Annotated in this window: 15 protein-coding genes and 4 pseudogenes; 8 read left to right on the top strand and 11 right to left on the bottom strand. The window is 70.5% G+C overall.

Features of this window, described 5'->3' with window-relative positions; genetic code table 11:
- Both OHA65_RS31735 and OHA65_RS31740 read left to right on the top strand, forming a co-directional pair.
- Positions 1–2,547: an FAD-dependent monooxygenase gene (locus tag OHA65_RS31735; protein WP_328764350.1), complete on the top strand. Its 2,547-nt coding sequence runs from the start codon at positions 1–3 to the stop codon at positions 2,545–2,547.
- 70 nt (positions 2,548–2,617) lie between these two features.
- Positions 2,618–3,451, top strand: coding sequence for a methyltransferase (locus OHA65_RS31740; protein ID WP_328764351.1), 834 nt, complete (start codon positions 2,618–2,620; stop codon positions 3,449–3,451).
- A 28-nt stretch (positions 3,452–3,479) separates the two neighbouring features.
- On the opposite strand, the gene OHA65_RS31745 is transcribed toward OHA65_RS31740, so the two are convergent.
- The 9 genes from OHA65_RS31745 to OHA65_RS31785 all read right to left on the bottom strand — a co-directional run bounded on the left by OHA65_RS31745 (position 3,480) and on the right by OHA65_RS31785 (position 20,435).
- A complete protein-coding gene (locus OHA65_RS31745) occupies positions 3,480–3,731 on the bottom strand; it encodes an acyl carrier protein (RefSeq protein WP_328764352.1) in 252 nt (83 codons plus the stop codon).
- Positions 3,732–3,759: 28 nt separating this feature from the next.
- Positions 3,760–4,770, bottom strand: coding sequence for a beta-ketoacyl-ACP synthase 3 (locus OHA65_RS31750; protein ID WP_371645408.1), 1,011 nt, complete (start codon positions 4,768–4,770; stop codon positions 3,760–3,762).
- A gap of 1,082 nt (positions 4,771–5,852) precedes the next feature.
- Positions 5,853–6,938, bottom strand: coding sequence for a hypothetical protein (locus tag OHA65_RS31755; RefSeq protein WP_327279584.1), 1,086 nt, complete (start codon positions 6,936–6,938; stop codon positions 5,853–5,855).
- Positions 6,935–8,089, bottom strand: a complete 1,155-nt coding sequence (locus OHA65_RS31760; RefSeq protein ID WP_405762933.1) for a hypothetical protein — start codon at positions 8,087–8,089, stop codon at positions 6,935–6,937. Before OHA65_RS31760 ends, OHA65_RS31755 begins: the two co-directional genes overlap by 4 nt.
- On the bottom strand, positions 8,086–11,808 hold the full coding sequence (locus OHA65_RS31765; RefSeq protein ID WP_405762935.1) for a hypothetical protein: 3,723 nt from the start codon (positions 11,806–11,808) through the stop codon (positions 8,086–8,088). The genes OHA65_RS31760 and OHA65_RS31765 overlap by 4 nt, the downstream gene beginning before the upstream one ends.
- Complete coding sequence (locus tag OHA65_RS31770) at positions 11,805–14,147, bottom strand: hypothetical protein (protein ID WP_327279587.1); 2,343 nt, start codon at positions 14,145–14,147, stop codon at positions 11,805–11,807. Before OHA65_RS31770 ends, OHA65_RS31765 begins: the two co-directional genes overlap by 4 nt.
- 36 nt (positions 14,148–14,183) lie before the next feature.
- The gene (locus OHA65_RS31775; RefSeq protein WP_405763468.1) at positions 14,184–16,943 is read right to left on the bottom strand and encodes a DUF6603 domain-containing protein; all 2,760 of its coding nucleotides are present in this window, start codon (positions 16,941–16,943) and stop codon (positions 14,184–14,186) included.
- A gap of 86 nt (positions 16,944–17,029) precedes the next feature.
- On the bottom strand, positions 17,030–18,679 hold the full coding sequence (locus OHA65_RS31780) for a hemopexin repeat-containing protein (protein ID WP_327279589.1): 1,650 nt from the start codon (positions 18,677–18,679) through the stop codon (positions 17,030–17,032).
- 55 nt (positions 18,680–18,734) lie between these two features.
- On the bottom strand, positions 18,735–20,435 hold the full coding sequence (locus OHA65_RS31785) for a hypothetical protein (protein ID WP_405762938.1): 1,701 nt from the start codon (positions 20,433–20,435) through the stop codon (positions 18,735–18,737).
- 260 nt (positions 20,436–20,695) lie between these two features.
- Here OHA65_RS31785 and OHA65_RS31790 point away from each other — a divergent pair, with 260 nt between their 5' ends.
- The 4 genes and pseudogenes from OHA65_RS31790 to OHA65_RS31805 form a co-directional block, all read left to right on the top strand.
- Positions 20,696–20,860: a hypothetical protein gene (locus tag OHA65_RS31790; protein ID WP_328764359.1), complete on the top strand. Its 165-nt coding sequence runs from the start codon at positions 20,696–20,698 to the stop codon at positions 20,858–20,860.
- A gap of 1,248 nt (positions 20,861–22,108) precedes the next feature.
- Positions 22,109–22,588, top strand: a complete 480-nt coding sequence (locus OHA65_RS31795; RefSeq protein WP_266635037.1) for a ricin-type beta-trefoil lectin domain protein — start codon at positions 22,109–22,111, stop codon at positions 22,586–22,588.
- Positions 22,589–23,004: 416 nt separating this feature from the next.
- Positions 23,005–23,634, top strand: coding sequence for a winged helix-turn-helix domain-containing protein (locus OHA65_RS31800; protein ID WP_328765266.1), 630 nt, complete (start codon positions 23,005–23,007; stop codon positions 23,632–23,634).
- A gap of 161 nt (positions 23,635–23,795) precedes the next feature.
- A pseudogene (locus OHA65_RS31805) lies at positions 23,796–23,945 on the top strand (IS5/IS1182 family transposase); the annotation flags it as partial.
- Here the strand turns inward: OHA65_RS31805 and OHA65_RS31810 are convergent.
- A pseudogene (locus OHA65_RS31810) lies at positions 23,934–24,200 on the bottom strand (transposase); the annotation flags it as partial. The pseudogenes OHA65_RS31805 and OHA65_RS31810 sit on opposite strands and share 12 nt — an antisense overlap.
- A gap of 406 nt (positions 24,201–24,606) precedes the next feature.
- Here OHA65_RS31810 and OHA65_RS31815 point away from each other — a divergent pair.
- Positions 24,607–24,849 carry a hypothetical protein gene (locus tag OHA65_RS31815; protein ID WP_327279593.1) on the top strand — a complete coding sequence of 81 codons (243 nt, stop codon included), beginning with the start codon at positions 24,607–24,609 and terminating at the stop codon, positions 24,847–24,849.
- 446 nt (positions 24,850–25,295) lie between these two features.
- Here OHA65_RS31815 and OHA65_RS31820 read toward each other — a convergent pair.
- A pseudogene (locus OHA65_RS31820) lies at positions 25,296–25,553 on the bottom strand (transposase); the annotation flags it as partial.
- A 3-nt stretch (positions 25,554–25,556) separates the two neighbouring features.
- Between OHA65_RS31820 and OHA65_RS31825 the strand changes: the two are divergent.
- Positions 25,557–25,787 (top strand): annotated as a pseudogene (locus OHA65_RS31825) (transposase); the annotation flags it as partial.
- Positions 25,788–25,853: the final 66 nt, after the last annotated feature.

Genomic DNA, 25,853 nt, shown 5'->3' on the forward strand with positions numbered 1-25,853 from the left:
ATGCCATCGGGACGTCCTGCGAAAGTCCTCGTCATCGGTGCCGGCATCGGCGGTCTCACGTGCGCGGTCGCGCTCAGGCGAGTCGGCGTCGAGGTCGAGGTGTACGAACGCGCCACCGAGCTGCGGGAAGCCGGCTCCGGCCTGTCGGTCATGAGCAATGCCGTCACCGCCCTCGCCGGTCTCGGCATCGACCTGGGCCTGGACAAGCGCGGCCGGGCCGTGGAGTCGTTCAGGATCATGGACCGGCGCGGCCGGCTCATCCGGGACCTGCCGTTCGGGGAAGCCTGCGAGCAGGCGGGCGCGCGGAGCTTCTGCCTCAGCCGCGCTGACCTCCAGGAGGCCCTGCTGACGGAGGCCGGCGACTGCCCGGTCCACCTGGGGGCGACCGCCACCGGCTTCGACACCACGGGCCCGGGGGTCACCGTCCGCTTCGCGGACGGCCGCTCGGCGAGCGGGGACGTCCTCGTCGGCGCCGACGGCTTCCACTCGGCCGTACGGCGCCACCTCGTCGGACCCGAGGGGCCACGGGACTGCGACCACCTCTTCCGGCTCGGCATCGTCCCCTTCCGGCACCCGCGCCTCACCGAGGGGGCCGTACGCCACTACTGGGGGCGCGGACAGCGCTTCGGCCTCATCGACATCGGCCACGGCCGGTGCTACTGGTGGGCCGCCATGAGCACCACCCCCGGGACGCCCGCACCCGACCGCGTCAAGGACGCCGTCCGACAGGCTTACGCGGGGTGGGCCGACGAGGTGCGGGCGGTGATCGATGCCACCCCCGCAGCGGACATCCTCACCGTCCCCTCGCGCGACCGGGCCTTCCTGGAACGGTGGGGCGACGGCCCTCTCACCCTCCTCGGCGACGCCGCCCACCCCATGCTGACCACGCTCGCCCAGGGGGCGGGCACGGCCATGGAGGACGCCGTCGTCCTGGCCCGGGCGCTGGCCGATCCGGCGACGGGAGACGACCCGGTGCGGGCCCTGCGCGCGTACGAGGAACTGCGCCGCGACCGCGCACGGGCGATGGTGGCCGGCTCCCGCAGCATGAACAGACTGACCCAGGGGGCCCGCCCGCACCGGCGGCTGATCCGTGACGCCTACTTCCGGCTGGTGCCCCGTCGCGTCCTCGTCCGGCAGACCGTGGAGGCCCTCACCTACCCGGGCGAGCGGTTCACCGGCCGCGGTGACGTCCGCCGGGACCTGAGCCCCCTGGAACGGCTGTACTGGATCGCCGACCTGACCTCGCCGCTCAACGTCATCGCCCGCGCCCGGGTCCACGGGCGCCTGTCCCCGTCGCTGCACCGCCGCGCCCTGGACGTCCTCCAGCTCCGGCACCCCCTGCTGCGCGTCGCGATCATGGACGACGGCACCGGAACACACCCGGCCTTCGTCCCCGTGGACGGACGCCAGATCCCGTTCCGGCACGTCCGCGTACGACCGGACGACCCCGCCGCCGACATCCGGTGGCAACAGGAGGTCGACGATCACGAACTCGCGGAGGGCCTGGACCGGCGCACCGGACCGCTTCTGCGCGCGGTGGTGATCACATCGGGAGGGACGGAGAACGAAGCCGAGAACGAAGGGGAGTTCCACGACCTGCTGCTGACGGTCTCGCACGCCATCGCCGACGGCAAGACCTGCCTGTCCCTGGTCCGCGAGTGGATCGAGATCGCCGCACAACTGGACCGCGGAGCAACGCCGCCGACCACTTCGCGGCGGGTCCTTCCCGCGACGGACGACCTGCTCCCGCGCCGGCACCGGGGCGCGGCGGGCGCCGGCGGGTTCCGGGCCCTGATGCGCCGCGAGGAACGGGCGTCCCTGACCCGGCCTGCCCAGCGGATCGTCCCCGACGAGCACGTCCCGTTCGAGCGGCGGCGCACCCGGATGACGCACCGGTCCCTCACCGCCGACCAGTTGGAACGCCTGGTACGGGCCGCCAAGCGGCACGGCACCACGGTCCACGGGGCCCTGGCCGCCGCGATGGTGTCGGCGGTCGCCCGGGACGCGGATACCCCCGCCGCCGCGTACTTCTCGATCGGTTCACCGGTCGACTTCCGCGCCGACCTGGAACCGCCCGTACTCCCCGACGAGGTCGGCACCTACGTGGCCACGGTCCCCACCCGCGTCCGGTACGAGCCGGGCGGGTCGCTGTGGCCCATGGCCCGGACCGTCAGCCAGGATCTCGTCCGACGCCGGAAACGACAGGACCACCTGGCCACGATCAGCCTGCCGCGCGTGGCGGGCCCCGGGTCACTGGCGGACGGCGCGTCGTTCATGCGGTTCATGGACGAGGAGGGGCCGATCAACCTGTGCCTGTCCAACGTCGGCCGCTACGACTGCCCCGAGCAGGTCGGTCCCTGGCGGATCGACGGCGCCCAGTTCCTCACGGGCGTCTCGGTGATGGGCGCCGTCGTGGCGACGGCGACCACCGTTCACGGACGGCTCGCGTGGAACTTCGGCTACGTCGAGGGCCTGGTTACGGAGTCACGCGCGCGGCGCATCGCCGACGACTCCGTACGCCTCGTGCTGTCCGCCCTCGCCGAGTGACCGGCCGGACCGGAAACGCGCCGGCCACGGCGAACTCCGTACCTTCTTCCCCCTGAAAGGTTCCGTTCCCATGACCAGTGCTCCCGACCGCACGCCGACACGGCGCCGTGTCCTGCCCGCCGGCGAGAACGGTTCGCTGTGGGAGGCCCGGCCCTCGTGCGGGATCGTCGAGTTCCGCGGCACGCGTCTGCGGATCACGGTGGACGACCCTTGGGAGGTCCTCTTCCCGACCGACTGCGGACTGAGCCTGCTCGGCGCACTCGACGATGCCGGCGCTCCCGTACTGGAGGGCGTCAACGCCCTGGACATCGGGGCCGGTTCCGGCCTCTACAGCGTCGCCCTGCTCGCGGCCGGCGCCGAGCGGGTGACCGCCCTGGACGTCAACCCCGCCTCCGCCGCACAGACCGTGGCCAACGTGACGACCAACGGGCTCGACGGCTCACGGCTCACGTGCGTCACGTCGCCGCTGGAGGAGTACACGACGGACGAGCGGTTCGACCTGGTGATCACCAACCCACCCCACCTCCCCTACGATCCGAGCTACGCCAGGACGGACGGACTGGAGACGGCCCTCGTCGCCCGGAGGGGCGGCCGCGCGGTGTACGACGCGGTCGTCGACCGCGTGGACGGGCTCCTGGCGCCGGGCGGCTCCCTGCTCATGGCGCATTCCTCCCTCGCCGACGTCCCCCGGACCGTCGCGGAACTCACCTTGCGCGGCTACGAGTGCGAGACGTTGGAGGTCTTCGAGATGGACATCCCGCTGCTGGCGTACGCCGAGCACCGGGAGACCCTGCAGCTGCGGCTGAAGGAACTGCGGGCGGAGGGCCGGGCGGAGTTCGACGGATCGCGTTTCACGGTGCACGCGCTGCTGTTCCGGCGTCCCCGGGGCGCCGCCCGCCGCTGACGCCCCTCACGAGTACGGCCGACGGGTCTCAGACCGACGCGTCCTGCCTGCCCTGCCTGTTCCGTTCGTCCTGCATCAGCCGTGTGATCTCGGCCAGGGTGTCCGCTTCCGCGAGTTCGTCGAAGCCGATCTTCAGACCGGCCTCCTCCTCCAGCACGAAGGACAGCTCCACCACGAACAGCGAGTCCAGGCCGAGGGCCGGCGGGGCGGCCTCGGGGGTCACCAGCTCGGGCCGCACCTGGAACCTGCCGGTGAGGATGTTCACCAAGGTGTCGTACATGCCGTTCCTCCGGAATGAGTGGGACGAGTCAGTGCGGGCGGGAGAGCTGCGGCCACACGAGGGTGGTGGCACCCCAGGCGAGGCCGCCGCCGAAGGCGGTGAGCAGGACCCGGTGCCCGGGTTCGAGGGCTCCCGTGCGGTCGGCGCGGTCGAGCAGGATCGGGATCGAGGCGGCCGAGGTGTTGCCGACCCGCTCGATGTCGGACAGCACGCGGTCCGGCGCGACGCCCAACCGCTGCGCGAGCACGGCCAGGATTCGCGCGTTCGCCTGGTGCGCGACGATCCGGTCCGCCTCCTCCGGCTTCCACCGCGCGGCGTCCAGCGCCGCGCGCGAGGCGGAGGTCATGTGCTCCACGGCTCGCCAGAACACCTCCCGCCCCTCCAGGCGCATGTACGGGTCCGCCGGGACGCCATCGGCCGTCGAGCGTTCCTCGGACCCTCCGCCCCGTACGGTGATCAGGTCGCGGCCACCGCCGTCGCTGCCGAGGACGCAGGTCCCGAGGGCGCCGGGTTCCTCGTGGTGGCCCGAGTGCAGGACGACGGCACCGGCGCCGTCGCCGAAGAGCATGCTCGTGGGGTCGGCCTGGTCGACGCTCAGCGAGAGCGTGTCCGTGCCGACGACCAGAACGCTGTCGGCCGTGCCCGCGGCGATCAGGCCCTGGGCGACACCCAGTCCGTAGACGAAGCCCGCGCACACGGCCTGGACGTCCAGCGCGGCCACCCCGGCCATCCCCAGGCGCGAGGCGACGCTCGGGGCGGTGCCGGGGCACGGCCTGTCCGGTGTCGTGGTGGCGACGACCACGGCCGCGACGTCACCGACCGCCGCCCGCGAGAGCGCCTCGCGACCGGCCGCGACGGCCAGGTCCCCGCTGGTGGTACCCGGCTCCACGACGTGCCGGAACCGGATGCCGGAGCGCTGGAAGATCCATTCGGGCGCCCGCCCAAGGCGCTCCGCGAGCTCCTCGTTGGCCACCTTGCGCGGCGGCACGTACGACCCGACCCCCGCCAGGACGGACGCCGGGACCGCTCGATTCGTCACTGCCCCTGCCCTCGCTCCGGAAGACGGACCGGAAGCCGCTCGGGGATCACCGCTCCACACCTTCGACAGCTCTCCCGAACAAGGCCCCATGCGGCCGCATGCATGCGTAAATCCCCCACGGGACACAGTCGTACCACGTCCAGAAGCACGACGATCCGAGCGACGCGCGATCCTGAACCACGACGCGCCGCCGACGACCGCTCGGAAGTAGTCGTCCGGCCCCGCTTGGCAGCTACAGCCTCCGGCTTGACGAGGCCGTTGGTCTCGAGAAGTCGGCGATCAGCCCGTTCGAGTTATAGGTATGCATCGAAATCCGCGCGTAGTGCCCGTAAGGCACACCGCTCATGCATCCGATGCACGCCGCACGTGGTGCTGACCTGCGGTTTCCTTCCACCTGTTTTGCGTAGATCTGTTTCTTGTGACCCACCACATGGAGTGCGTCGCGATCCTTGAACCGGCCGCGAAGGGCTCCTGACCTGCAAATTTGTCGGTGTGCATGATGTGCGCCATGGGTGTTACGGGCGATATCCTGATGTTCATTTGGCGCTCGACGGAGGCATTTTTCCTGAGTGGGTGTCAGTATCCAGAAGTCGCCTCCTGTACCGGGCCGTGTGCCCCGGGTGGGGAGGTGGCTTCTGTGTAGCTGGACAGTCCTCTACTCGCCCTGCAGGCGCCTATTTTGGCCGACGCCTGTATGGAGATCGCGCTCCGTGGTCGAGCTGTGAATCGGACCGTCCGTGGTGACGTCGTGCTTGACGAGTGCGGCATCGACCACCGACCGCTACTCCGGCTTCCTGCCGCAGCTGCCTGACGGGCTCGGACGTGGTGATCGCTTCTGTCCCGGGCAGTGGCCTGCGGCGCTCTCGCTCCGGTGGAGACGCGGCGGGTCGAACCGATATCCGGGCGGATCCCAGCTCCCGCTCCATCGGAGCCGTCCGAGCCCCAGCGAGTGCGGTTGTCATGGCAACGACCGTAAAACAGAGGGACATCGCGGGGCGTACCGCACGCGATGGAGATCTCCGGTAAACCTCAGCGGTACGAGAGGTGCGGCGCGCGAGTCCGGGCGCCGCACCCCGGCTCCGTCACTCCCGCGGCACCAGCGGGCCGTTGCCGTACGGCATCCACGTGAGGCCGAAGTCGTCGTCCGCGGATCCCTCCGCGGAGACGACCACCGTGCAGCCTTCGGACACCGGTAGATGGAACGGGGTCTCCGAGGGCAGCCGGTCCCGGTCCCGGTTGTCCGACACGAACCGCTGCCCGTACACGGGCGTGTCGTCCGCGAGGACCGTGACCCGGAGGGAGGCAGGTTCTCCGCCGTTGCGCGCCCGGACGTGGCCGAGCAGTACCCCGTCGGTGGGCGCCGTGTAGCGTGCAGGGGCACCGGGGGAGGGAGCGGCGAGGGGCCGGCTCGCCCCGAACCTGCGGATCCGGCCGCCCGCCCGCAGGTCGGTGACCCGGAGGTGCGGGCGGGCCACCGTCACCATCGTGGTCAGGACCCGTTCCGCGGTGGTGCCCGGCAGGGTCGCCGCCAGCCGGAAGACGGTGGTGTTGTGCAGCGACGGTGAGGTCCAGGTGCCGTCCTCCGTGACCTCGACGGGCCTGCGGCCCCAGTCCATCGTGTAGGTGGCGGGGGAGCCCTCCCAGGTGAGGGTGACGCGGTCCCCGTTGTTCACATGGGGCCGTTTCGCGCGCAGGTCCCGGAAGACGAACCCCTCGGGGAATTTGGGCACGGGAAGGTCCGCCTCGGAGCTGGCCCACGCCGTGCCGTCGGCGGAGGTCTCCTCGGTGATCCGCAGTCGTGCCGTGCCGGTCGCCGTGTTGACCCGGACCTGACCGAGTGTGAACGTCAGCGGGGTCACGCCGGCGAGCCAGCCCCGGCCGTCCCGGGGGGTGAGGGTGAACACCGCCTCTCCCGGTGGTGTCGTCACGGCCACGTCCCAGCCGCCGCCCTGGTCCGCCGCGTCGCCGCCCGTCACCGCCGGGACGAGCGAGCCCGGCGCCGTGGTGAGCTCGCCGGCGCCCGCTCCCGTGGGCACGGCCACCACGATCCGCTTGCAGTATGCCGGCCGTGCGCCGCCGCGTGCGGTCAGCCGCAGCGTGGCGGTGCCGCCCACGGGGAACGGGTCGGGGTCCGTTTCCAGGGCGTAGGACAGCAGGGGGGCGCTCATCGGTCGATCACCTGGAACGTGCCCGTGCCCTGCGGCAGCCACACCAGGTCCAGGGTGTCGCCGGTCTGCCCGCCGAAGTACAGCAGTACTTCCGCGCCTTCGGGCACCGGGACGCTGACGGGCGTTTCCTTCGGCGGCACGCCGCTTTCGTTCACGGACGTGAACCGCATCGTGTACTCGTTCGTCTCGGCCCGGTAGACGGTCGCGGCCAGGGCGGAGCCGGCCGCGCCGCTGGCCGCCTGGAGATAGCCGATCAGTGTCCCGTCGGTGCCGGCCCGGTAGTACTGCGAGGACCCCACGGCGGGCAGGGTCACCCGCTCGCGGGCGCCCTGGATCCGGGTGACGCCGTTCACCTCCAGGTCGCCGACCACGAGGTGCGGGCGCTCGACCGTGACGGCGGTCGTCAACGCGTGGATCAGCGGCGCCGAGCCGTCGGCGGCGTCGGTGGCGACCAGCATGAAGCCGGTGGTGTTCGTCAGGGACGGGGAATCCCAGCTGCCCCCGTGGTTGGTGACGTCCTCGTAGCCCTCCTCGCCCCAGTAGATCTCGTAGGTCGGGCCCCGGCTGCCGTCCCACTTCAGGGTGACGGACTTGCCGTTGTCGACGGACGCGTGCGACGCGCGGAAGTTCTCCACGAAGAACCCGGGGGTGTGCTTCTTGACGACGAAGGGCGGAGCCGGGCGTTCCTCGTAGGAGCCCGCCCCGTTGGGCCGGGTCCGCTCAGTGACGCCGATCTCGGCGATGCCGCGGGCCTCGTTCACCACGATGTACGAGACGACCAGCGTCACCTCGAAGGTGCCGTTGAACAGCACGGGCTTGCGACGGGGCGTGAAGGGAATGACGATCTGTCCGTTCTCCACGGCCTGCGGGTCGCCTTCCCAGCCGCCGCCGTGCGCGGGGGTGTCCCCGCCCTCGGCACTGGTCCACAGGTCCTTCGGATCGGTCAGCGTGAGATCCTCGGCCTTCGCGCCGTACGGCAGTGTGATCCGGACCCACTCGCACTGCGCGTGCGCGTCGGCCCGCCCGCTGACGGTCACCTCCAGCCGGAGCGGCTGTACGTCGTCCCCGTCACTCACGTTGACGGTGGCCGGCACGGTCTTGTAGCGGTAGTCGAGGAGGGTGCCCTGCTGGGAGCGGGCGTACTGGGTCACGCGGGGTCCTCCTCGAGGGCGGGGCGCAGCATCAGATAGCCGGCGCGGGCCTGCGGTGCCGGGTCGTCGGGGTGGGGCGCGGAGTCGGCGGCGAGCAGCGGGCGCTCCGTCCAGCGGACGGCGCCGCCTTCCGCCTCCGGTTCGGCCCAGGTCCACTCGCCGTGCCAGGAGGCCGGCCGGATCATCACGAGTCCCTCGTGCTCCCCGTCGCCGGAGCGGCGCTCCTCCTCGGGAGCGGCCGGGGTACGGACCGGGGCGAGCAGCGGGCCGAGCCGGAAGGCGGCCCGGATGCGGCGCAGCGCGGTCTCGACGTGTTCGGCGGGGAGGGTGAGGTCGACCACGGGCAGGATGCCGGTGGTGGCGTGCACGGGGTTGTGCGGGTCGGCGAGGACGGTGATGTGGTGGGAGACCTCCTTGCCGGGCTCTCGCGCCGGCAGCGCCAGCGACGCCCCGTTGCCGATCGAGGTCAGATAGGGGTCGTCCGGCCTCTCCGCGGTGACGTACAGGGTGCTGTAGTCGGCGCGCTCCGGCGACCCGTCGGCGGGAGCGTAGTAGCCGATGAGTCCGTCGGTCAGCAGGTACGGGTCGCCGAGCCGGACCGGCCAGGTGTAGGCGGGGTACTCCTCCCGCTCCGGGTCCAGTGCGTGGTGCCAGCCGGGGTTGGTGAGCGGTTCTCCCTTGAGTTCCAGGTCGATCCGGGCCCGGTAGACGGCGACCGGGCGGCCGACGAGCCGGGCGGGGACGGCCGTGTCTCCGGTGCCGGCGTCCGTCGTCTCGCCGAGCCGCTCGTTGATGGTGGCCATCAGCGCCTGGAAGGGACCGATGGGCCCGAGCAGCCCGGCGACCATCCCGGCCAGGTGCGGGTGGTGGGCTTCCAGGTCCGACGCGTGCTCGTACGGGGAGGACGGCAGGCGCGTCCACTCGGTGCGCTGCTCGGTCCGCGAGGTGCGGATCACCCGCAGTTCGCCCAGGGGCTCGCCCCCGGGCCCGTACACCAGCAGGGTCTTGTCGAGGTGGTTGACGAGCAGCCAGCCGGACAGCGCCGACGGTCCGGCCGGCGCGGAAGCCGTACGACCGTCCATCCCGGATGTGAGGCGCAGCCGGGTCCGGGCCTCCTGCAGCAGGCGCGGCGGCAGCTGGACGAACCGCGCGGGCGCGTTGATGTTCTCCCTGAGCGGCTCGCTCGGCGTGGCCTCCGCGCTGCGCACCGGCTTGAACTTCAGATGCTCCTCGCCGTCGACCGCGGTGAGGACGGCGCACCGGCCGAAGCGGTCGATGATGCGCAGGTCGCGGAAGTAGAACTGGCCGGCCCGCAGGGGCTGGAACCGGAAGCGGGCGTCGTCGTTCAGGGTTCCCGGCGCGGCGACGTGCCCGGCCTCGCCGATCAGCGCGAGGACGTCGTCCGGGGTGAACTGGCGGGCCCCGGTGTCCCGCATCAGCAGATGGTCGTTGAAACCGTCGAGCGTCTGGGACAGCAGGTCCAGATTCCCGAGCCCGGCCCGCAGCCGGGACAGCACCGCCGCGCCGGCCTGCCCGTACGTGCGGGCCAGCCGCTTCGTCTGGGCGGCCAGCACGTGGGGCACGCTGGGCGTGAGGAACGCCCGGTTGGCGAAGGAGATCCACTCGGGACCGTCCTGGCCGTTGCCGGGGTCCGCGCCCTCGCCCGTCCAGGTGTACCGCTCGCCGTCGAAGGTCCAGTTGACCCGCTCGCCTGTCATATAGGGCGCGGGGCAGTAGCGCAGGTCCCACTGGAGGTACATGGGCAGCCAGGGTTGGATCCACACCGCCGTGTACTCGGCGGGTGTGCCGGTCAGTCGCTGCTCCGGATCGGCGAGCGCGGTGTCCAGGACGGTGCGCCCCGGCTCGTCCGGGTCGGCGGTGCGGGCGGCGCGGTCCAGCAGGGCGAACTCGGCGAGCAGTGCCCGGCCGGGGGCGGGCAGCACCGGCAGTTCGAGCGGGGAGGTCTCCTCGACCAGGTCCAGCGGGGGCAGTGCGGCGGGCGGGGCCCACTGCTCGTCGCCCGCCCGGATCGTCTCGAGGAGCCCCTCCACCGTGCGGCAGGGCAGCGGGTCGTCCGGGTCGCGCGTCAGGGGTGCGCCGACGCCGGCGCCCTCGACGACGACCACCGGGTCGCTGGTGCGGTGGTACGACTCCTCGAAGGTGCGGCGCAGTTCCAGCTCCGGCGGCAGGCGCTTGGTCCGGCTGAAGCCCTCGATGGCGGCCTCGACCTCCTCGGAGGTGGTGCCGTGCGGAATGACCAGGGCGAGCTCCGCGAGGCGCCGGGCGACGGCCGCGGCCCGCCGGGCCGGGCTGCCGTCGGCCTCCGGGTCGAGCTGGGCGGCCGCCTCGCTGTCGAAGCCCTCGGGGTGGCCGCCCGGCAGCTCCTTCAGCCACCACAGGGTGCGCAGCCGCTCGCGCAGCCCGGCCAGCTCGATGGTGAGGGCGTCGAACTCCCGCTGGTCTGTGTTGAGCTGGTGCAGCCACTCCGGCGGGTCGACCAGATGCGGGGGAACGGGCCCGTTGAGGCCCTCGTCGCCACCACCCGGACGGGGGACGAGGACCCAGGTCGTACCGCCCGCCGCGGCGCCGAACGTCGCGGTGTGCGCGGCGCGTTCCAGCTCGGCGGCGCCGTCGGGGAGGTCGTGGCTGTCGATGGAGCCGTGGTAGAGCGCCTTGACCAGACCGGCGGTCCGGGCCGACCGGGTGCGGCGGTGGGTGAGCGCGGCGAACGCGTCGCCGGTGCTGTGCCCGACGGCCACCCTCGGTTTGTAGTCCTTGGGCCGCGCCGACGCGTACGTCTCGTAATAGTCCCAGGGAATGCCGAGCGCGGTGCCGCTGTACACGGTCCGTACCGGGCCGGGAGCCGGTCCTTCGGCGGCATCAGCGCCGTCGTCGTCGCGGTCCGTGAGGCCGGGCAGCGCCCAGCCCAGGGCGCGCAGCACGTCGGCGGGACCGTTGACGACCGGGGGCAGCAGTCCGGGAATGTCGGCGGCCCGGCGCAGGATGTCCCCGTCGTCGTCGGAGTACCAGCCGATCGCGCAGTAGCTCAGGGTGGTGGGAGCGGGCTCGTTGTGCCCGTACCCCTCCAGGTCCTTGAGGGTGTCGTGGAAGGAGAAGACGTTCGGGTGGTACGGCTGGAAGCCGGCGAAGGCCAGCAGGCCGGGGCCGGCGGCGGTCAGGAACAGGTCCGGGGCGTTGTCGGGCTCCCGCCACTCCTCGACGCGCAGGTCGACGGCCCGGCCCAGCCAGTCCTCACGCTGTGCGCCGGTTTCCGGGTCGTCCGACAGGAAGGCGGCTTCGCCGGGTCCGTGCGCGCTGTCGTAGTGGGCGTACTCGAGGTAGTCGCTGTGGATCAGCCACGCGGCGGCCCGCACCTCCCCGGCGCCGGGCCGGCCGGAAGGCACCCGGTGATGGCGGACCACCAGCCACCGGTTGGGCACCAGGGGCAGGGTCGTCTCCTCGGTGTCCGGGTCGTAGTGGGCCGTGGCCAGCGCCTCGGGCAGCTGCCACTGCAGATAGACGCCGGTACCGGGGGCCTGGGTGCCCCTGCCGGGCTCGGGTTCGGCCGCCTTCTTCTCCTCAAGCATCTTGGTGAAGTTGGGCCCGAAGCGCTGGAAGTACCCGGGGTCGGACTCCGGTTCGCTGACGGTCAGGGCGTGCAGCTGCACGGGGACGATCAGGTCCGGTGCCACGGGAGGAGTGAGGGGGGACTCGGTCATGCGGGGCTCCGGTCGGTGGCGGGGACGGGGGCTGCCGGCGTGGTGCCGCTACCGGACGGGACGTACGGAGCGCCGCCTGGCGTCAGCCGCTGCAACTGCGGGGCGTTGACCAGGTTCACGGCGAACTCGGCGGGGGTGAGGTCCCGCTCGTCGCCCTCCCTGCCGAACGCGCCGGCGAGCTCCGGCACGAGACCGTCGTCGCCGCGCAGCCGCAGCACGTCCGGGGTCTCCCCGATGGGCCGGGACCGCAGGTAGCGGGTGAAGACGGTGCCCGCGTCCGGGTCCTCGGGGTCGGGGAAGTACGCCTCCAGGGGTGCGCCCAGGGGCGGGGCGTCCGCGCCGCCGATGCTGCGCAGGGAGACGACGTCCCCTTCGTCGATGCCGAAGTGGATGCCCTGGCCCGGTTCCAGGATGTCCACGCGGTCGGGCACCGTGTCGAACAGCGCGATGAGGGTGTCCTCGGCGAGCCGGTCCTGCCGCAGGATCGTCACCTTCTCCCCGTTCAGGTACGCGGCGAGCAGGAATTCGGGCCAGGCCCGCACCAGGGCGGAGCGGATCAGGAGTCCGGCCTCGGGCTCCCGCCCGGGAGTGCGGCGGCTCGCGACCGCCGCGCGCAGATGCCGGTCGACGTCGAGGTCGGTGGTGGTGTGCAGCCCGAGGTCGGAGGCTCCGGCGACCACGGCCTTGAGCCACGCCCGGTCGATGCGGAACATGCGCAGCGACTCGGCCGGCAGCATCCGCTCGTCGGGGACGAGGTGGTGGAACGGGATGCCGTGCAGCAGCGCGAGCCGGTCCAGCCACTCGGCGAGCGAGCGGGCCGAGCCCGCGGCCGTCGCCGACAGCAGTTCCACCGCGCGGGCGGAGACGAGCGCGGCCTCCCCGGCGGCCCGGTCACGCCGGGGACGCGGAGTTTCGGCCGGGAAGGGCTCTTCGGTCGCCTCGTCGTCGGGCGGCGCGGCGAACGCCTCCGCGAGGGAGCGTCCGTCCGCCGGTTCGGCGAGCTCCAGCAGCCCGCCGAGGCCCCGAACCCCGCTCGCCCCGGGCCCGGTGCCGCTGCGCGAGCGCGCCGGATCACCGGCGGTCGCCCGGATCACCACGGCCTGGTTGGCCAGCTCCCGGCGCGCCCGCGTCATCTCGGAGGCGAAGGACGGATCGGCGAGCGCCGCGGTACGGCCGAGGGTCCACGCGGCCGCGTAACTCACGTCGAACAGGCCGTGCTCGCGCTCGTACACCAGGGCGTGGTCGGAAGTGGTGTGCCCCTGTTCGAACGCCTGGCCGGGGACCTCGGGGGCGGTGACCGGAGCGGCCGGCCCCCGGTACCAGGCGTAGGTGAGCTCCCCGGACAGGGTGCGGTACGCCACCGGGACATGCCCCAGCGCGAGCCTGCGGCGTGCGTACGCCGTGGCCGCGTCCTCGCCCTGGCCGGGCGGGGGCACGGGGAGCCGGAGGGCGAGCTGCTCGTCACCCTCCGGGTCCTGGTGGCCCGGGTCGACGAGCTTCTTCAGCAGCGCGCCGGTGTCGAGCACGCCGAACGGGTCGTGCTGGAAGGACCACGCGTGCAGGGACACCAGCCGTACGGTGTCGTGCCCGGCGGGCGGGTCGGGCGTCAGATGCGGCTCGTAACCCTCCAGGGATACCAGGTGGGCCACGTACCGGCCCGGGACGCGGGGGAACCGGTTGGCGGTGACGACCGCGTACCGGCCCTCGGCGATCTTCTCCTCCCCGGCGCGGCTCTCGGGTGGCTTCACGTCCCTCACGTGCGCGAGGTAGTACATCTCGTCCTGCCAGGGCGCCACCGCGCGGAACACCTCGGCTGGCACGTCGATGGTCCGGCACTTGCTCGCCTCGACGTCCGCCGGAAGCGGCCAGCGCAGGGCGGGGCCGATGACGCCGGAATCAGCGGTGACCCGCAGTTCCCCGACGGTGCGCGTCACGGTCTCGCCGAGCGCGCCGGGGTCGTCGGGCAGTTCACCCTGGCGGAAGACCAGCAGCGCGATCCACGGCGCGTGGGCGCGCGACCGGGAATTGGGTGTCAGCTCCCGGTCCCAGGGCAGGACGGCCCGGGTCAGGGTGATGTGCGGCAGCACGTTGTCGTACGAGCCGGAGCTGCCCTCCGGCGGGTAGTAGGCGTGCACGGAGCCGTCGTCCAGGACGAACCGGGCCGGACGGACCTCGAACGCCTGCTCACTGACCGGCAGCGGGGGCGCGGTGTCCAGGCGGTCGCCGTTCTCGTCGTACAGCTCATGGGTGGCGACCACCGTGTAGACGCCGGCGCCCGCGTGCGGGATGAGGTGGTCATGGAAGAAGACATGGAGCTCTGGACCGTCGGTCTCCCGCACGGTGGTCACCTCCGAGGTGGGTGAGGGGGTGGGGGATCAGGCGGCGTGGACGGCCATCGGCACGCTGGTCATGGTGCGCGTGGCCAGGGCCGCGTAGGCCGTGAGCGGCGAGTCCGCGTCCGCGCCGGGCGAGACGCCCAGCCGGCCCAGGGCCGTGAGGACGGCGGCGCGCCCGGCGACGGTCTCCGCGGCGTCGAGGGTTTCGGCGATCACGGTGATGGTGTCGTCCTCGTCACGCGGGGCCGGCCCGGCGGGATCGGCGTTCCGCAGCGGGATCACGCCGTTCCGCAAGGGGTCGAAGCCGAGGGATCGGGAACTGACCGGGCCGAGTCCCTCGACGAGCTCGGGCGAGGGCACCTCGAAGCGCAGACCGGTGATCAGGTCGGGCACCAGGCCGGGCTCGTCCCTCCCCGCCTCCGGATCCTCCAAGGGGCTGCCCCACAGGGAGCGGGGAAGCCCACGGCGGATCACGGTGACGTCCCACTCGTTGTACTTCGGGTCGAAGTCCTCGGGATTCCCGACGCCCCGCTGGATCCGCACCAGGTGCTTGGAGGTGACCCCGCTCCGGCGCATCGGCCGGATGTCCACGGGGTCCCCGGTGGCGTACTCCACACCGTTGACCAGAACCTGGGAGGCGGGCAGCGCGGATTCCGTGGAGAACACGAAGCCGTCCGGGGAGACCAGCAGCGGAGCCCGCGCCGCGCTGCGTGCCGCAGTCTCCTCCGGGTCGACGTCCAGCAGGGCGCCTTTCTCCGTCTTGGTCCGCACCGGCGCGGGCAGCTGCGTCTGGAAATCGCCCCACGGCACGGGAGGGGCGCCCTTGCGGGAGGAGCCGAAGTCGAAGGAGAGGGAGATGAACCACACCTTGAGGGTGACCCGGCCGCCCATGGGCGGGGTCCACAGTTGCAGGTCGATGCCGAGTTCCAAGGACACCCGTACCTTGATCTTCACGATCGGGATCTTGATCGTGGCGGCCACCCCGATCGAGATGCCCAGGGCGAGGTCGAGGTAGAACGGCTTCCACTGGATGAGCGCGTCCAGATGGGCCGTGAACCAGGCGCTCACCGCGCCCTTCTCGTAGCGGGCGACGAGCGCTCCGCCGAACATCACGGCGCCCGGGGTGAGCGCCGTGTAGCCGGTGGCGCGGACGGTGACCCGGCCGCACGGGTTCCACTCCAGCCCGAGGCGGGCGGGCACCGGATAGTGGGGCGGCTTCGCGAACTGCGGGTGGTAGCCGCCCAGGCTGATGACGAAGTCACCGGCGCTGTCGCCGCCCGTCCAGACGTACAGGGCGATTCCGCCGGTGAGCCGGCAGCCCGGGTCGAAGATGTACGAGCCCTCGCCGACCGCCACGTCCAGGGCGAGCAGGTCGCGGTCGGAGAGATAGGCCAGCCGCAGGTCGATGTTGAGCCGCGCGTGCTCCTTCGCCCCGGGGACGGTGTTCTTCGGCAGGCTGATGGACGTACGGCCCAGCAGCATCAGGTTGAGCCGGTTCCCGAACTCGATGAGCGCGAGAGCCTGCGTCTCGATGAACCGGAAGGAGGTGAACCGCACGCCGACGGCCACCCAGTACGAGCCCTCCTCGGGCCGCACCCAGCCGTTCGGCCCGGCGAGCCGGTCGAGCATGTCCATCGGATCGGGAGGCTCCGGCGCGGGCGCGCCGGGCAGGGCCGGGGCGGCGTTGAGCCGCCCGATCAGCGGAAAGTCGGGCAGCCGGTGGATTTCGGGCGGGACCACCCGGCTGTTGAAGCCGAAGCCGCCGGACAGGCCGGTGACGGTGAACGGTGGTGGCCCGAACAGTGACCGTCCGCCCGCCAGCAACGCCTCCAGATAGAGGAACACGGTGTTGTACCCAGCCGTGGCCCGCGCGAAGGCGCCCGCACCCATGATCTCCACCATCGGTGTGGTTACCCTGACCAGGCCCATCAGCCCGCCGGCGATCTCGTCGTCCTTGCCGCCCGCCCAGCGCAGCGCCGCGTCGATGGCCATCGGCGGCGCGCTGCGGCGCAGCGCGAGCGAGGCACCGGCCAGCTGTGGCTGGGGCCTCATTCCCATCTTGAGCGGGATGACCAGCCCGAGGCCGTCGAGCGCGAACACCGAGCCGGCGATGCGGATTTCCCCGGTGAAGTAGAGGCGAAGGCCCTTCTTGTCCTTGCCCCGCTTCAGGGCCGCGATCTCCAGCGGCCCGTACGACAGGGGAAGCCCGGGCAGGGCGACTTCCTTGTCGGGCTCCGGCGGCTCCTCCTCCTTCTTCTCCTTGTCTGAGCGGATGGCGATCCCCGGCATCTCGCCGCCGTCGACCTTCCAGGTGACGACGGCAGTGACGCCTTTCTCCCATACGTTGTCGGACGTCGCGTTGGGCCGGGGGAAGACGGGCTCGGCGAGACCGTACTCGGCGAGCAGAGTGTTCAGATGGTCGGTCTGGGCCGTGTCGAACTGCTGGGAGATGTACAGCACGCGCAGCAGCGGGAAGGTGAGGGCACCTTCCGGAATGCCCTCGCCAACTAGCGGAAGAGTGGAGCCGTCAAACCCGACCCGCACGCTGAGAATGAAGGCACTGATCTTTTCGGTACCGAGGCTGTACGTCTTGAGGAACACGGCGTCGACCGGATTGGGGCCGCCCGGCTGGTCGAGATATCCCGGGAACTGGGCCGTGATCAGCTTGTCCCGGCCGGGCAGTCCGTCGTAGAAGTGGACGTTCTCCAGGTACGGGACGAGCTCGTCGGGGAGCTCCAGGTCGACTGATTCGATCTCCTCCAGCATCTCGCGGAGGGTGACGCGTTCGGGTGCGGCCATGGTCACGTTGATCGTTCCCCCTTGGCCCCGTGGGGGCCGGTCCGGGTCTACGGGGTCGAGGTAGTGGTGGCGGGTCCGGTCGCGGGTCAGTACGGGCCGACGGCGATGCTCATCGGGCGCTGGCCGTCGCGCGTCGGGATGGCCCGCACCATGTCGTACGTCTCGGTGTCGACGATCACCACGGCGTTGGCGTGTTCTTCGCTGAGGAAGGCGAACGTGCCCGCGTAGTCGAAGGCGATGGCATGCGGGTGGCCGGGGCCGCCCGAGCCGCCGACCGGGATGCGGCGGCGGACGGCATGGCTGAGCGGGTCGGCGATGAGCAGGCCCTCCTTGGTGTCCCAGTCCCAGGGCAGGCAGTACAGACCGTCGCCGCCGCGCGAGACAGCCAGCGCCGTGCAGCCGGGAAGCACACCCTGGCGGACGACCGCCCCGTTCCGGACGTCGAAGGTGCAGACGCCTTCCCGGCCTGCGGCGTGCAGATGGACGCCGTCCGGGGAAAGGGCGATGGTAAACGCGTTGCCCGCAGGCATGCGGAACGCCTGGCGCAGCCGGCCGGCCCGCACGTCCACCTCGACGACCGCTCCCCGGCCGTCGAGATCCACGCCGAGGTACACGAACCGGTCGTCGGGAGAGGCCACGGCCGAGCCCATGTCGGCCCCGATGCCACTGGCCTTCAGATCGGCGCCGTCGTCCTGCGCGGACAGCGCGGCACGCAGGTCCTGGGCGCGAAGTTCGACGCGCTGGGTGCGTTCCGTGGTACCGGCCCGGAAGGTGTCCAGATAGAGCTTGCCCTGCTCCCAGTTCTTCGTGGCGCCGTGCACCAGCGACGCCCCGGCGCTGAACGTGACTCCGCATGCCGGGGATTCGCCGCTTGCGAAGGGCAGGTCGGCAACGATCCGGCGAGTGGTGGTGTCCAGGCACAGACGCTGCGTGTGGGTCCATACGTACAGCAGCCGCCCGTCCGGACTCACCTGCAGGGCGGTGGTCGAGTCGCTGTGCGGGTTGATGTCCAGGGTTTCGACATCCCGGTCGCTTTCCAGGTCGATCACATCGATGTTTCGGCCGACCTGCACATAGGCGAAGCCGGGGGCGAACGTCGGTACCAGACCGGGCCAGGTCGTGTCGTCCACGGGCCGGGCGGTCTCGGTGACCGTGCGGGTAGCGAGCGTCCCCCGGGTGGAATCGGCAGCGTGGAAGAAGTGGAAGGCGCCCTGGGAGGGACGGCTGACGGCGGCGTCGATCCCGGCGGTGAACGCCGGCGCGTGCTGGGCGAGTCCGGGCCACATCCGCTCCAGCGGCGCCACCTCCACCACGTTCATGGCGCGCAGGTCGTAGCGGGCGCACTGATCGCCCGCGAAGAGGTACACCTCCTGCCCCGCACCACTCGCCAGGGCCGCGTCGATACCTTGCGGAAACGGCTGCGGCAGCCCCGGCAGACGGGCGGCGATGGTGCTGACCTCGGCGACGGAGCCGTCCAGCGGGTTCAGTAGCAGGCACTGCGCGCCGCGGAAAACCATCGACCACGGGTCGGCGGTGACCAGCACCGCGTCGAACCCGGAGCGGAACGCGGCCGGCAGCGCGGGCCACATCCGCTCCAGCGGACGGGCGCCGTCCGCCATCCGGCCCGTGTCCCAGTCGAACCGGGCGGCGCGTCCGCCCCGGGTGACGAAACCGGTTTCCCGGCCGTTCTCCGTGACGGTGAAGAAGGCATCGATGACGGGCGGGGCCTCGGGCACGACGGAACTCCCTCTGCAGTACGGGTCAAGGGGGTGGGGTGGCTGGGGCGCTTGTTCAGTAGGTGGTGTAGGCGAACCGGGGGCCGAGGTACGGGAAGGAGACGTAGTGGTTGACGGTCGTCCGGCGGGCGGCGACGTCGACCACCGCCACTCCTCCGGGTCCCAGCAGGACGAAGGCGTATGTCCCGAAGTGGTTGAATTCAAGATCCAAGCCGGTGCCGAGGCCGTTACCTGCGCCGAGCGAAATGCGCCGCAGGACGGTATGGCCGTCCGAGGCGGCGACCAGCACGCCGCCCCGGTCTGCGGCGGGCAGACACCACAGTTCACCGCCGTCGGGCGTGAGCTTCATCGCCCGGCACGGTGGGAGCACGTCCTGCCAGGCGATGGCGCCGGTGTACAGATCGATCGCGCACGTGCCGCGCTCCTGGGCGACATGGGCGATCCGCCCGCCCGCGTCGATCGCCACGTCGAGAGGCGCACCGGCGTCGAGGAGGTGAAAGGTCTGCAGTACCTTCCGCTGCTCCAGGTCGACTTCGAGGATGCGGTAGATGTCGTCGCCCAACCTGCGGAAGTGGAATCCGACGTATGCCATGGCACCGTCCGGGGAGAGCGCCACAGGTGGCGCGTCCTGCCAGCCCGGGAGGAACTCCGAGAGGGGCTGCCCGTTCTCCTGAGCCTCATCGGGCGGCGTGGACCGGGTCGCGGGACCGTCGCCGTCCAAGTCGTTCGCCTCCCCTTCCCTCGTGCCGTCGTAGTCGTGCAGGCCGATCTCGGCTACCAGATCCGGTCCGGCCGGATCGACGACATTGAGCTTCCAGGTGCTCTTGGACACGAAGTACATACGGCCGCCGTCCCGGCTGAAGACAGCGCGCCTCCCGTCCGTCACGCGAGTGCTGTGCCAGCGGACCTGCGCGGTGGCCATGTCGTAGCAGGAAAACCGATCGTTGTAGGTCAGGTACAGGTAGCGGCCGTCCGGGCTGGTGACCGGCGCCCCGGCGAGGACACCGGTCGGCACCTGTTCGCTCTGCCCGGTCTCCAGGTCGAGGGCGACCGGCCTACCGTCTGCCCAGATGATCACATGGCCGCGGGTGAATGCCGGCAGCAGTCCGGGCCACGCCGCGTTGCCCACCGCGGCCGCGTTCTCGCGGATGGTCGTGTCGGCCAGCGTGCCCTCGGTGTAGTCGCCGCCCCGGAAGAGGTAGCACTTCCCGGTGCCAGGATCCACCGTCGCCGCGCCGAGCCCGTGGGCGAACTCCGGCGCCTTAGCGGTCAGTCCGGTCCACACCTGGGCGATGGTCTTCACCTCGACCGGCGCCGGTACGCGCAGGTCGTAGCGGACGCACTGGGAGCCGCTGAAGAAGTACACCTCGTTGACGCCCGCCCCGACGCCGGGGGCGGGCAGGGCCGCGTCGATGCCCTGAGCGAAGGCGGCCGGTAACCCGGGAAAGCGGGCGGCGATGGTGCTGACCTGGGCGACGGAGCCGTCCAGCGGATTGAGCATCAGGCACTGCGGGCCCCGGAACACCCACGTCCAGGGGTTGTCCGCCTGCGTGGTGAGGGCGGCGTCGATTCCCTGCCGGAATGCCTCCGGCAGCTGCGGCCAGCGCTGTGCGAGCGGCACCGCGTCGACGTCGTACATCCGCTTCCCGGTCCAGTCCCAGCGGGCGATCCGGCCGCCCTGCACGGCGTAGCCGATCCTGAGCCCCTCCTTCTCATCGGTGACAGTGAAGAACGCGTCGATGACATGCCCCGACATGGATGGCTCCTCGAATCGGTCCGGCCAGAAGCTTTATCGACGCACACACATACCGTCAACAGTCGCTTATAGGCCACTTTTGAGGGTAATCGGCGCCGAAGGAGCCCCCGGGCGGGCAGCCAGTTTCCGGCCGTTGTCCGGATGGGGCACCTTGACGTTGGATCACGCGCCGGGAATCGTGTGTCCGCGCTCGCGGCAGGGCAGCGGCGCAGGTCAGACGCCCTTTCGCTACCGCAGCACCGCCTGCACGAGGAGACGCTTTGCCCGGCGAACAGCATCTGCTCAAGGTCTACATCGACCGCTCCTACGTCCACACCACCACGGTCCGCCACCAGGGCATCACGGTCGCTCTCGCCATGGACGACCAGTGGCGTCTGGTCTACACCGTCCTCGACCTGGCACTGCACGACGAGAAGTCGCGCTGAGCCGTTGCTCCGGATGAGCTACGAGGCTGCCTGAGACGCGGACGAGCATGTTCGGTCGACGATGACGGCCTGAGGGTGTACCAGTGCTTGAAGCCGTAGGTGTCCTCCTTGCGTCGTGATGGTCAGGAAGGGGGGCGGTGTCCTTCAATGAGCCTTTTCAGCGTGGCCACCGATCGGGTGAGGTAGGCGAGGTCGAGGTGTGGCCGCAACGCACGAGGCTCCCGTGCCGTTGAGGGAGGTGTTCGAAGTCTCAACCCATCGGCACTGGAGCCTCGTTAGTTCCCCATCCAGCCGAACTTGACCTGCCCCACACCCTCGTCGAGTGGGTCACGATGCTCATCTTCACCCGCGAGGGTGACCGACGATGCAAACTCCCGCCGCACCAGCGCGCGCTCGTCGCGGCGTGGGTGGTGCCGACGGTGACGTGGGGGCCGGCGCCCAGTATCAGGGTTCTCTGCCGTTGATGAAGTCGGCTTCGTCGCCGCCCTCCATGCGGAGGTATCGCTTCACCATCTGGGTCGACTGCGGCGACGGTTACCGGTACACCGCCAGCCTCTGGGAGGGGACGTACCGCGTGCCCATCGTCTGCGCCGGTGGCAACCGCGCCCTGTGGGGCGCGGTTGCGCTGTGTGAACCCACCGCAATCCCGCAACACCGTTCGCCGTGCGCCCTGTCGGTCCGGTCTCGCCTCCGGCAGGCGCGTGGCGTGCCCTGTGCGTCTCGCCTGTGACCGGATAGAGCCTACGACCTCACCCGGTAGTTAGCCTCGCGCTCTCACCAGAGTCCAGGGACGAGCGGGGGGAGCTCGGAGTTTCAGAATTTGGGACGCCCGTCAGGGTCGTTCACCCGACGCGGTCCCGGAAAAGGAAATGAGACGGTGAATCAAGAGCGTCGTCCCGGCCGTACGCAGCCTCGCCGAGGCCCAGGATCTCCTGCAGGGACTCACCCCATGTGGACCAACGCACCAGCACCCGGTTGCCGAGCAGGACCATCCCCTGTTCCCGCGCGAAATGCAGGCGAAGGTGAACCGGACCCATGTCACCTGCCGCTCATTGTCTGCGGATATCGAGCCGCCATCGGTATCGGATCATCACATGTGGCGACTCTTTGGAATGAACGGACTATGCAGAAACCGTTGGTCAATCCGTGGGTGGTGCTACCAATTACCCAGCGTTCGGAACCGAGTTGGGGATGTCTCTCGCGTCAATTCGCGAATCCCACGCCTACAGCAAGAACGGATCCCATCCCATGGCAATCGCAGTCCGCAAGACGCTCGCCGTCGCGATGCTGGCCCTGACCGCTTCCCTCCTGCCAGCGGCCGGGGCGGAAGCCACCAGCGCTATGGCTCCGGCCCTGCGTGCTCCTGGTCTCTACTGCCTCGCCAACACCTGGGACACCCCGAAGGTGTCCACGAAGCCGTGTGATGCCGCCGACCGCGGGCAGCGCTGGACCATCTCGGGTCAGCAGATCTCCCTCCGTAACGCCCCCGCCTACTGTCTCGCCAACACCTGGAATGCCCAGGACGTCTCGGTGAAGCCGTGCGACCCCAAGGACCAGGGCCAGTACTGGACCGTCTCGGGCCAGCAGCTCACCCTCACTTACGCGCCGGCCTACTGCTTCGCCAACGCCTGGAACACTCCGAACCTCTCGACCAAGCCCTGTGACAGCGCCGACCGCGGCCAGCGCTGGGTGATCTTCAACGACCAGATCAGTCTCGCCGCCGCCTGACCCCGGACCCTCTGGTAAGCCTCTTGCCTGGGTTCGGTGGGCGGCAAGTCGTGCGGACGGATTCCGAACGTACCGGTCCTGCGCCGGTGTGTGGCACTCGGCCCCGTCATCGCGGCCGGCCACTGCCCGGTCTGCGCCCAGCCGCTGCCCGACACCTTCCGCTGCCCCGCAGGTACTGCTCTGCTGGTGCACCGTGCGTGCCCTGGCGCCAGCGCCCGGCGGCTGCTGTCCCCCACCCGCAGAGGGATGTGCGGTGACAGTTGGACCGTTCGCCAGCGAAGTTGGACAACGGGACGAGCTGTGAGCGTGAAGTTGGACCGCTATGGCGTTTCTGACTTCTGCCCGTTGGGGTGAATCGTTGCAGTTCCTGATGGGTGTGGGCGGGTGTCCGTATCTATGGTGTGTGAGATATGCGGATGGGGGGCGGGCTGACTCCGACTGGACGTCAGCGGCGCGAGACGGTACGGATGCAGTCGGCTGAACTGTTTGAGCAGCAGATCGCCGTGGCGGAAGTCGCACGTCGGCTGCGGGTGAGGGTGAAGTCGGCTTATCAATGGCACCAGTTGTGGCGGGAGGGTGGCGTTGAAGCTCTGGCCTCCCGGGGGCCGAGCGGGTCACGGTGCCGCCTGTCGACGCGGTGCCTCGAAGAGCTGGCGGGGTTCCTGGAGGAAGGTCCGGCCGCGCACGGCTGGGTGGAGGACCAGGTGTGGACCGCATCAAGGGTGGTGACCTTGATCGGCAGGCAGTTCCATGTCTCCTACAGAGTCTCGGGTGCCACCCGGTTGATGCACCGGCTCGGCTTCAGCCAGCAGGTCCCCGCGCGGCGGGTCGCCGAACGCGACGAGCAGGCCGTGACCGCGTGGAAGGTGGCGACCTGGGCGGAGGTAAAAGAGTACGGGCGGCCTGCGGGGGCTACGTCTGCTTCGAGGACGAAGCCGGGTTCACCCGCAGGCCGCCCCGGGGACGGACCTTGGGCCGGCGGGGCATCACCCCGGTCGTGTCCGTCAGCGGCCGGCGTTCGTGACGGCTGCCGGTGGCCGGGCTGATCGCGATGCGGCCCGGTTCCCGGACCCGGCTGTGCCACCGGCTTCGATCTCATCCCGCGGGCAAGGGAACACGCCGCAGCATGGGTGAAGGGGACTTCATCGCGCTCCTCGACGGCGTCCACCAGCTGGTCAGAGCACCGATCGTGCTGGTCTGGGACCGCCGCCGCCACCGATGGGCCGTCGAACGTACCGTGTCCTGGCTCGCCGGCTGCCGTCGGTTCCACCGCCGATACGAGCGCAAGGCAGAACACTTCCTGGCCTTCGTCGGCATAGCCACAGCCCTCATCTGTCACCGCCGCCTCACCAAATGAAACGACGTCTAAGTGGGCATAGTGGAGGGCTGCGCGGGAGAGATGGAGGAGCTCGGCATCGTCAAGCCGGTGCAGGATCTCCTCGTGGAGCCGGCCACGGATTCCAGCCCGCGATCAGATCAGGAACCGGCGGTGGGCAGTGGACTTCGAGGTCCCGAAGCAGGGTGGCAGCGCCCACCAGGCACAACCGCTGACCAGCACGTAGATGATCACGGCGAATTGCGTCTCATCCGGTGTCTGGGGATCATCGTGGCCGGCAACGGTGACGTCGGGCTCCGTCGAGCGGATTCCTGATGGTTCGCCGTCCATGGCGGTCACATGGGCCGGGCGCTGTGAACAGCAGCCTCCTTTGCAGCGCACGGAAGCCGAAACGCCCGCATCCTGGTTCCCTACCCCAGATGACGAGTCGCGTGAAGGTGGCTATCATAGATACAAGACGGCCGCAACTGCGAGATCCGCACTCTGGCCTGCAGTGATGCAGGAGGCTTGAGAATTTGCGTTCCAGTCCAGAATGTCCGTGGCCCGACGAGGTCACGTTGACGGCGGATACGCGCACATCACAATCATCTGGCGACCGGAAAGCTCTGTCCACGGTTTGCGAGAGGACGCAGAGCGAATTCGTGCCGCAGTGAGTGGCACAACTGCGAGAAGGGTTCTAATCATGCAGGCAATCAGAGTGAAGCGGCTCTTCGCGGTGTCCGCCATCGGTGTCCTGATGGCCGGTGGCGCCGCGCTCGGCGCCGCGGGTACTGCCTCCGCGGCCATGCCCACACACCCCGTCACCTCCGTCACCTACGTCCACGGCGGCGGTTGGGACGACGACGACGACAACGGCTACGGACACAACGGCGGTGGGTACGACAACGACGACGACTGGGGCGGAGGATACGACGACGGCTGCTGACGCGCCGAATCATGCTGTGTGGTCCGCCGATCCGGCGGTCCGCACAGCGTTACGTTCGCCGGGGGATACGAGGGATCGGGGAGGTCCCTGGTGTACCAGCCGGTACGGGGTCGAGAGTGCAGGACCGGACGCAGCCATGGATGCCTTCGTTCTGACGCCTGGTCAGCAATATGCAACACAGGGAATTCAGATGGGGGCCGGTGCCACCCGAAAGGGGCGACCCGAGTGGGTCCGGGGACCGGGATGAGGGTGAGATCCCCAACGCCTTGCCGCCCACCCCGCCCACCCCGTGTACGCCGGCCAGAGTGAGGCCGATCAGGTGGCATTGGGACACCGTGGTCTTCCCGTACGTCCGAAACGGGCGCACTCGCTTCGGACGGATCGACGCCCGCACGCTCGGCCCGGGAATCCATTTCTTCGCGGGCCTGGCATAAGACCGTGTCCAATGTGGTGAGGCGGACGAGTCGCTTGTAGCAGCACAGGGCGGCGGCGAGGCCGAGAAAGGCCAGGTAGTTGCGGGGATGGCGCTCGTAGCGGTGGTTGAGACGGCGATACCCGGTCAGCCAGGACATCGTCCGCTCGATCACCCACCTTCGCCGGCCGAGACGTTCGGAGGACTCGACGCCTTTGCGTGCGATGCGGACGCCGATGCGTTTGCCGCGTAACCATTTCCGCAGGTGGGGGACGTCGTAGGCCTTGTCTGCACCCCCGGGACCAGGGGATTCACCCCGATACCGAAACGGTGGGCGGTCGAGCGAACCTATGGATGGCTCATGCTCCACCGGCGTCTCGCCCGGGACTACGAAACCCTGCCCACCCGCTCCGAAGCCGTCATCCACATCGCCATGACCGACCTCATGGCCCGACGCCTCACCGGCGAGAACACCATCTCCTGGCGTGACCCGAAGAAGGCCAATACACAACCCATTCTGGGATGAAACACCGGACGAAAACGACCTCTTAGGCTCGTGTGATGGCGTCCTCCATCGGCCCGCACGCATGGC

It is taken from the genome of Streptomyces sp. NBC_00045, from assembly GCF_045041095.1.
Lineage (GTDB): Bacteria > Actinomycetota > Actinomycetes > Streptomycetales > Streptomycetaceae > Streptomyces.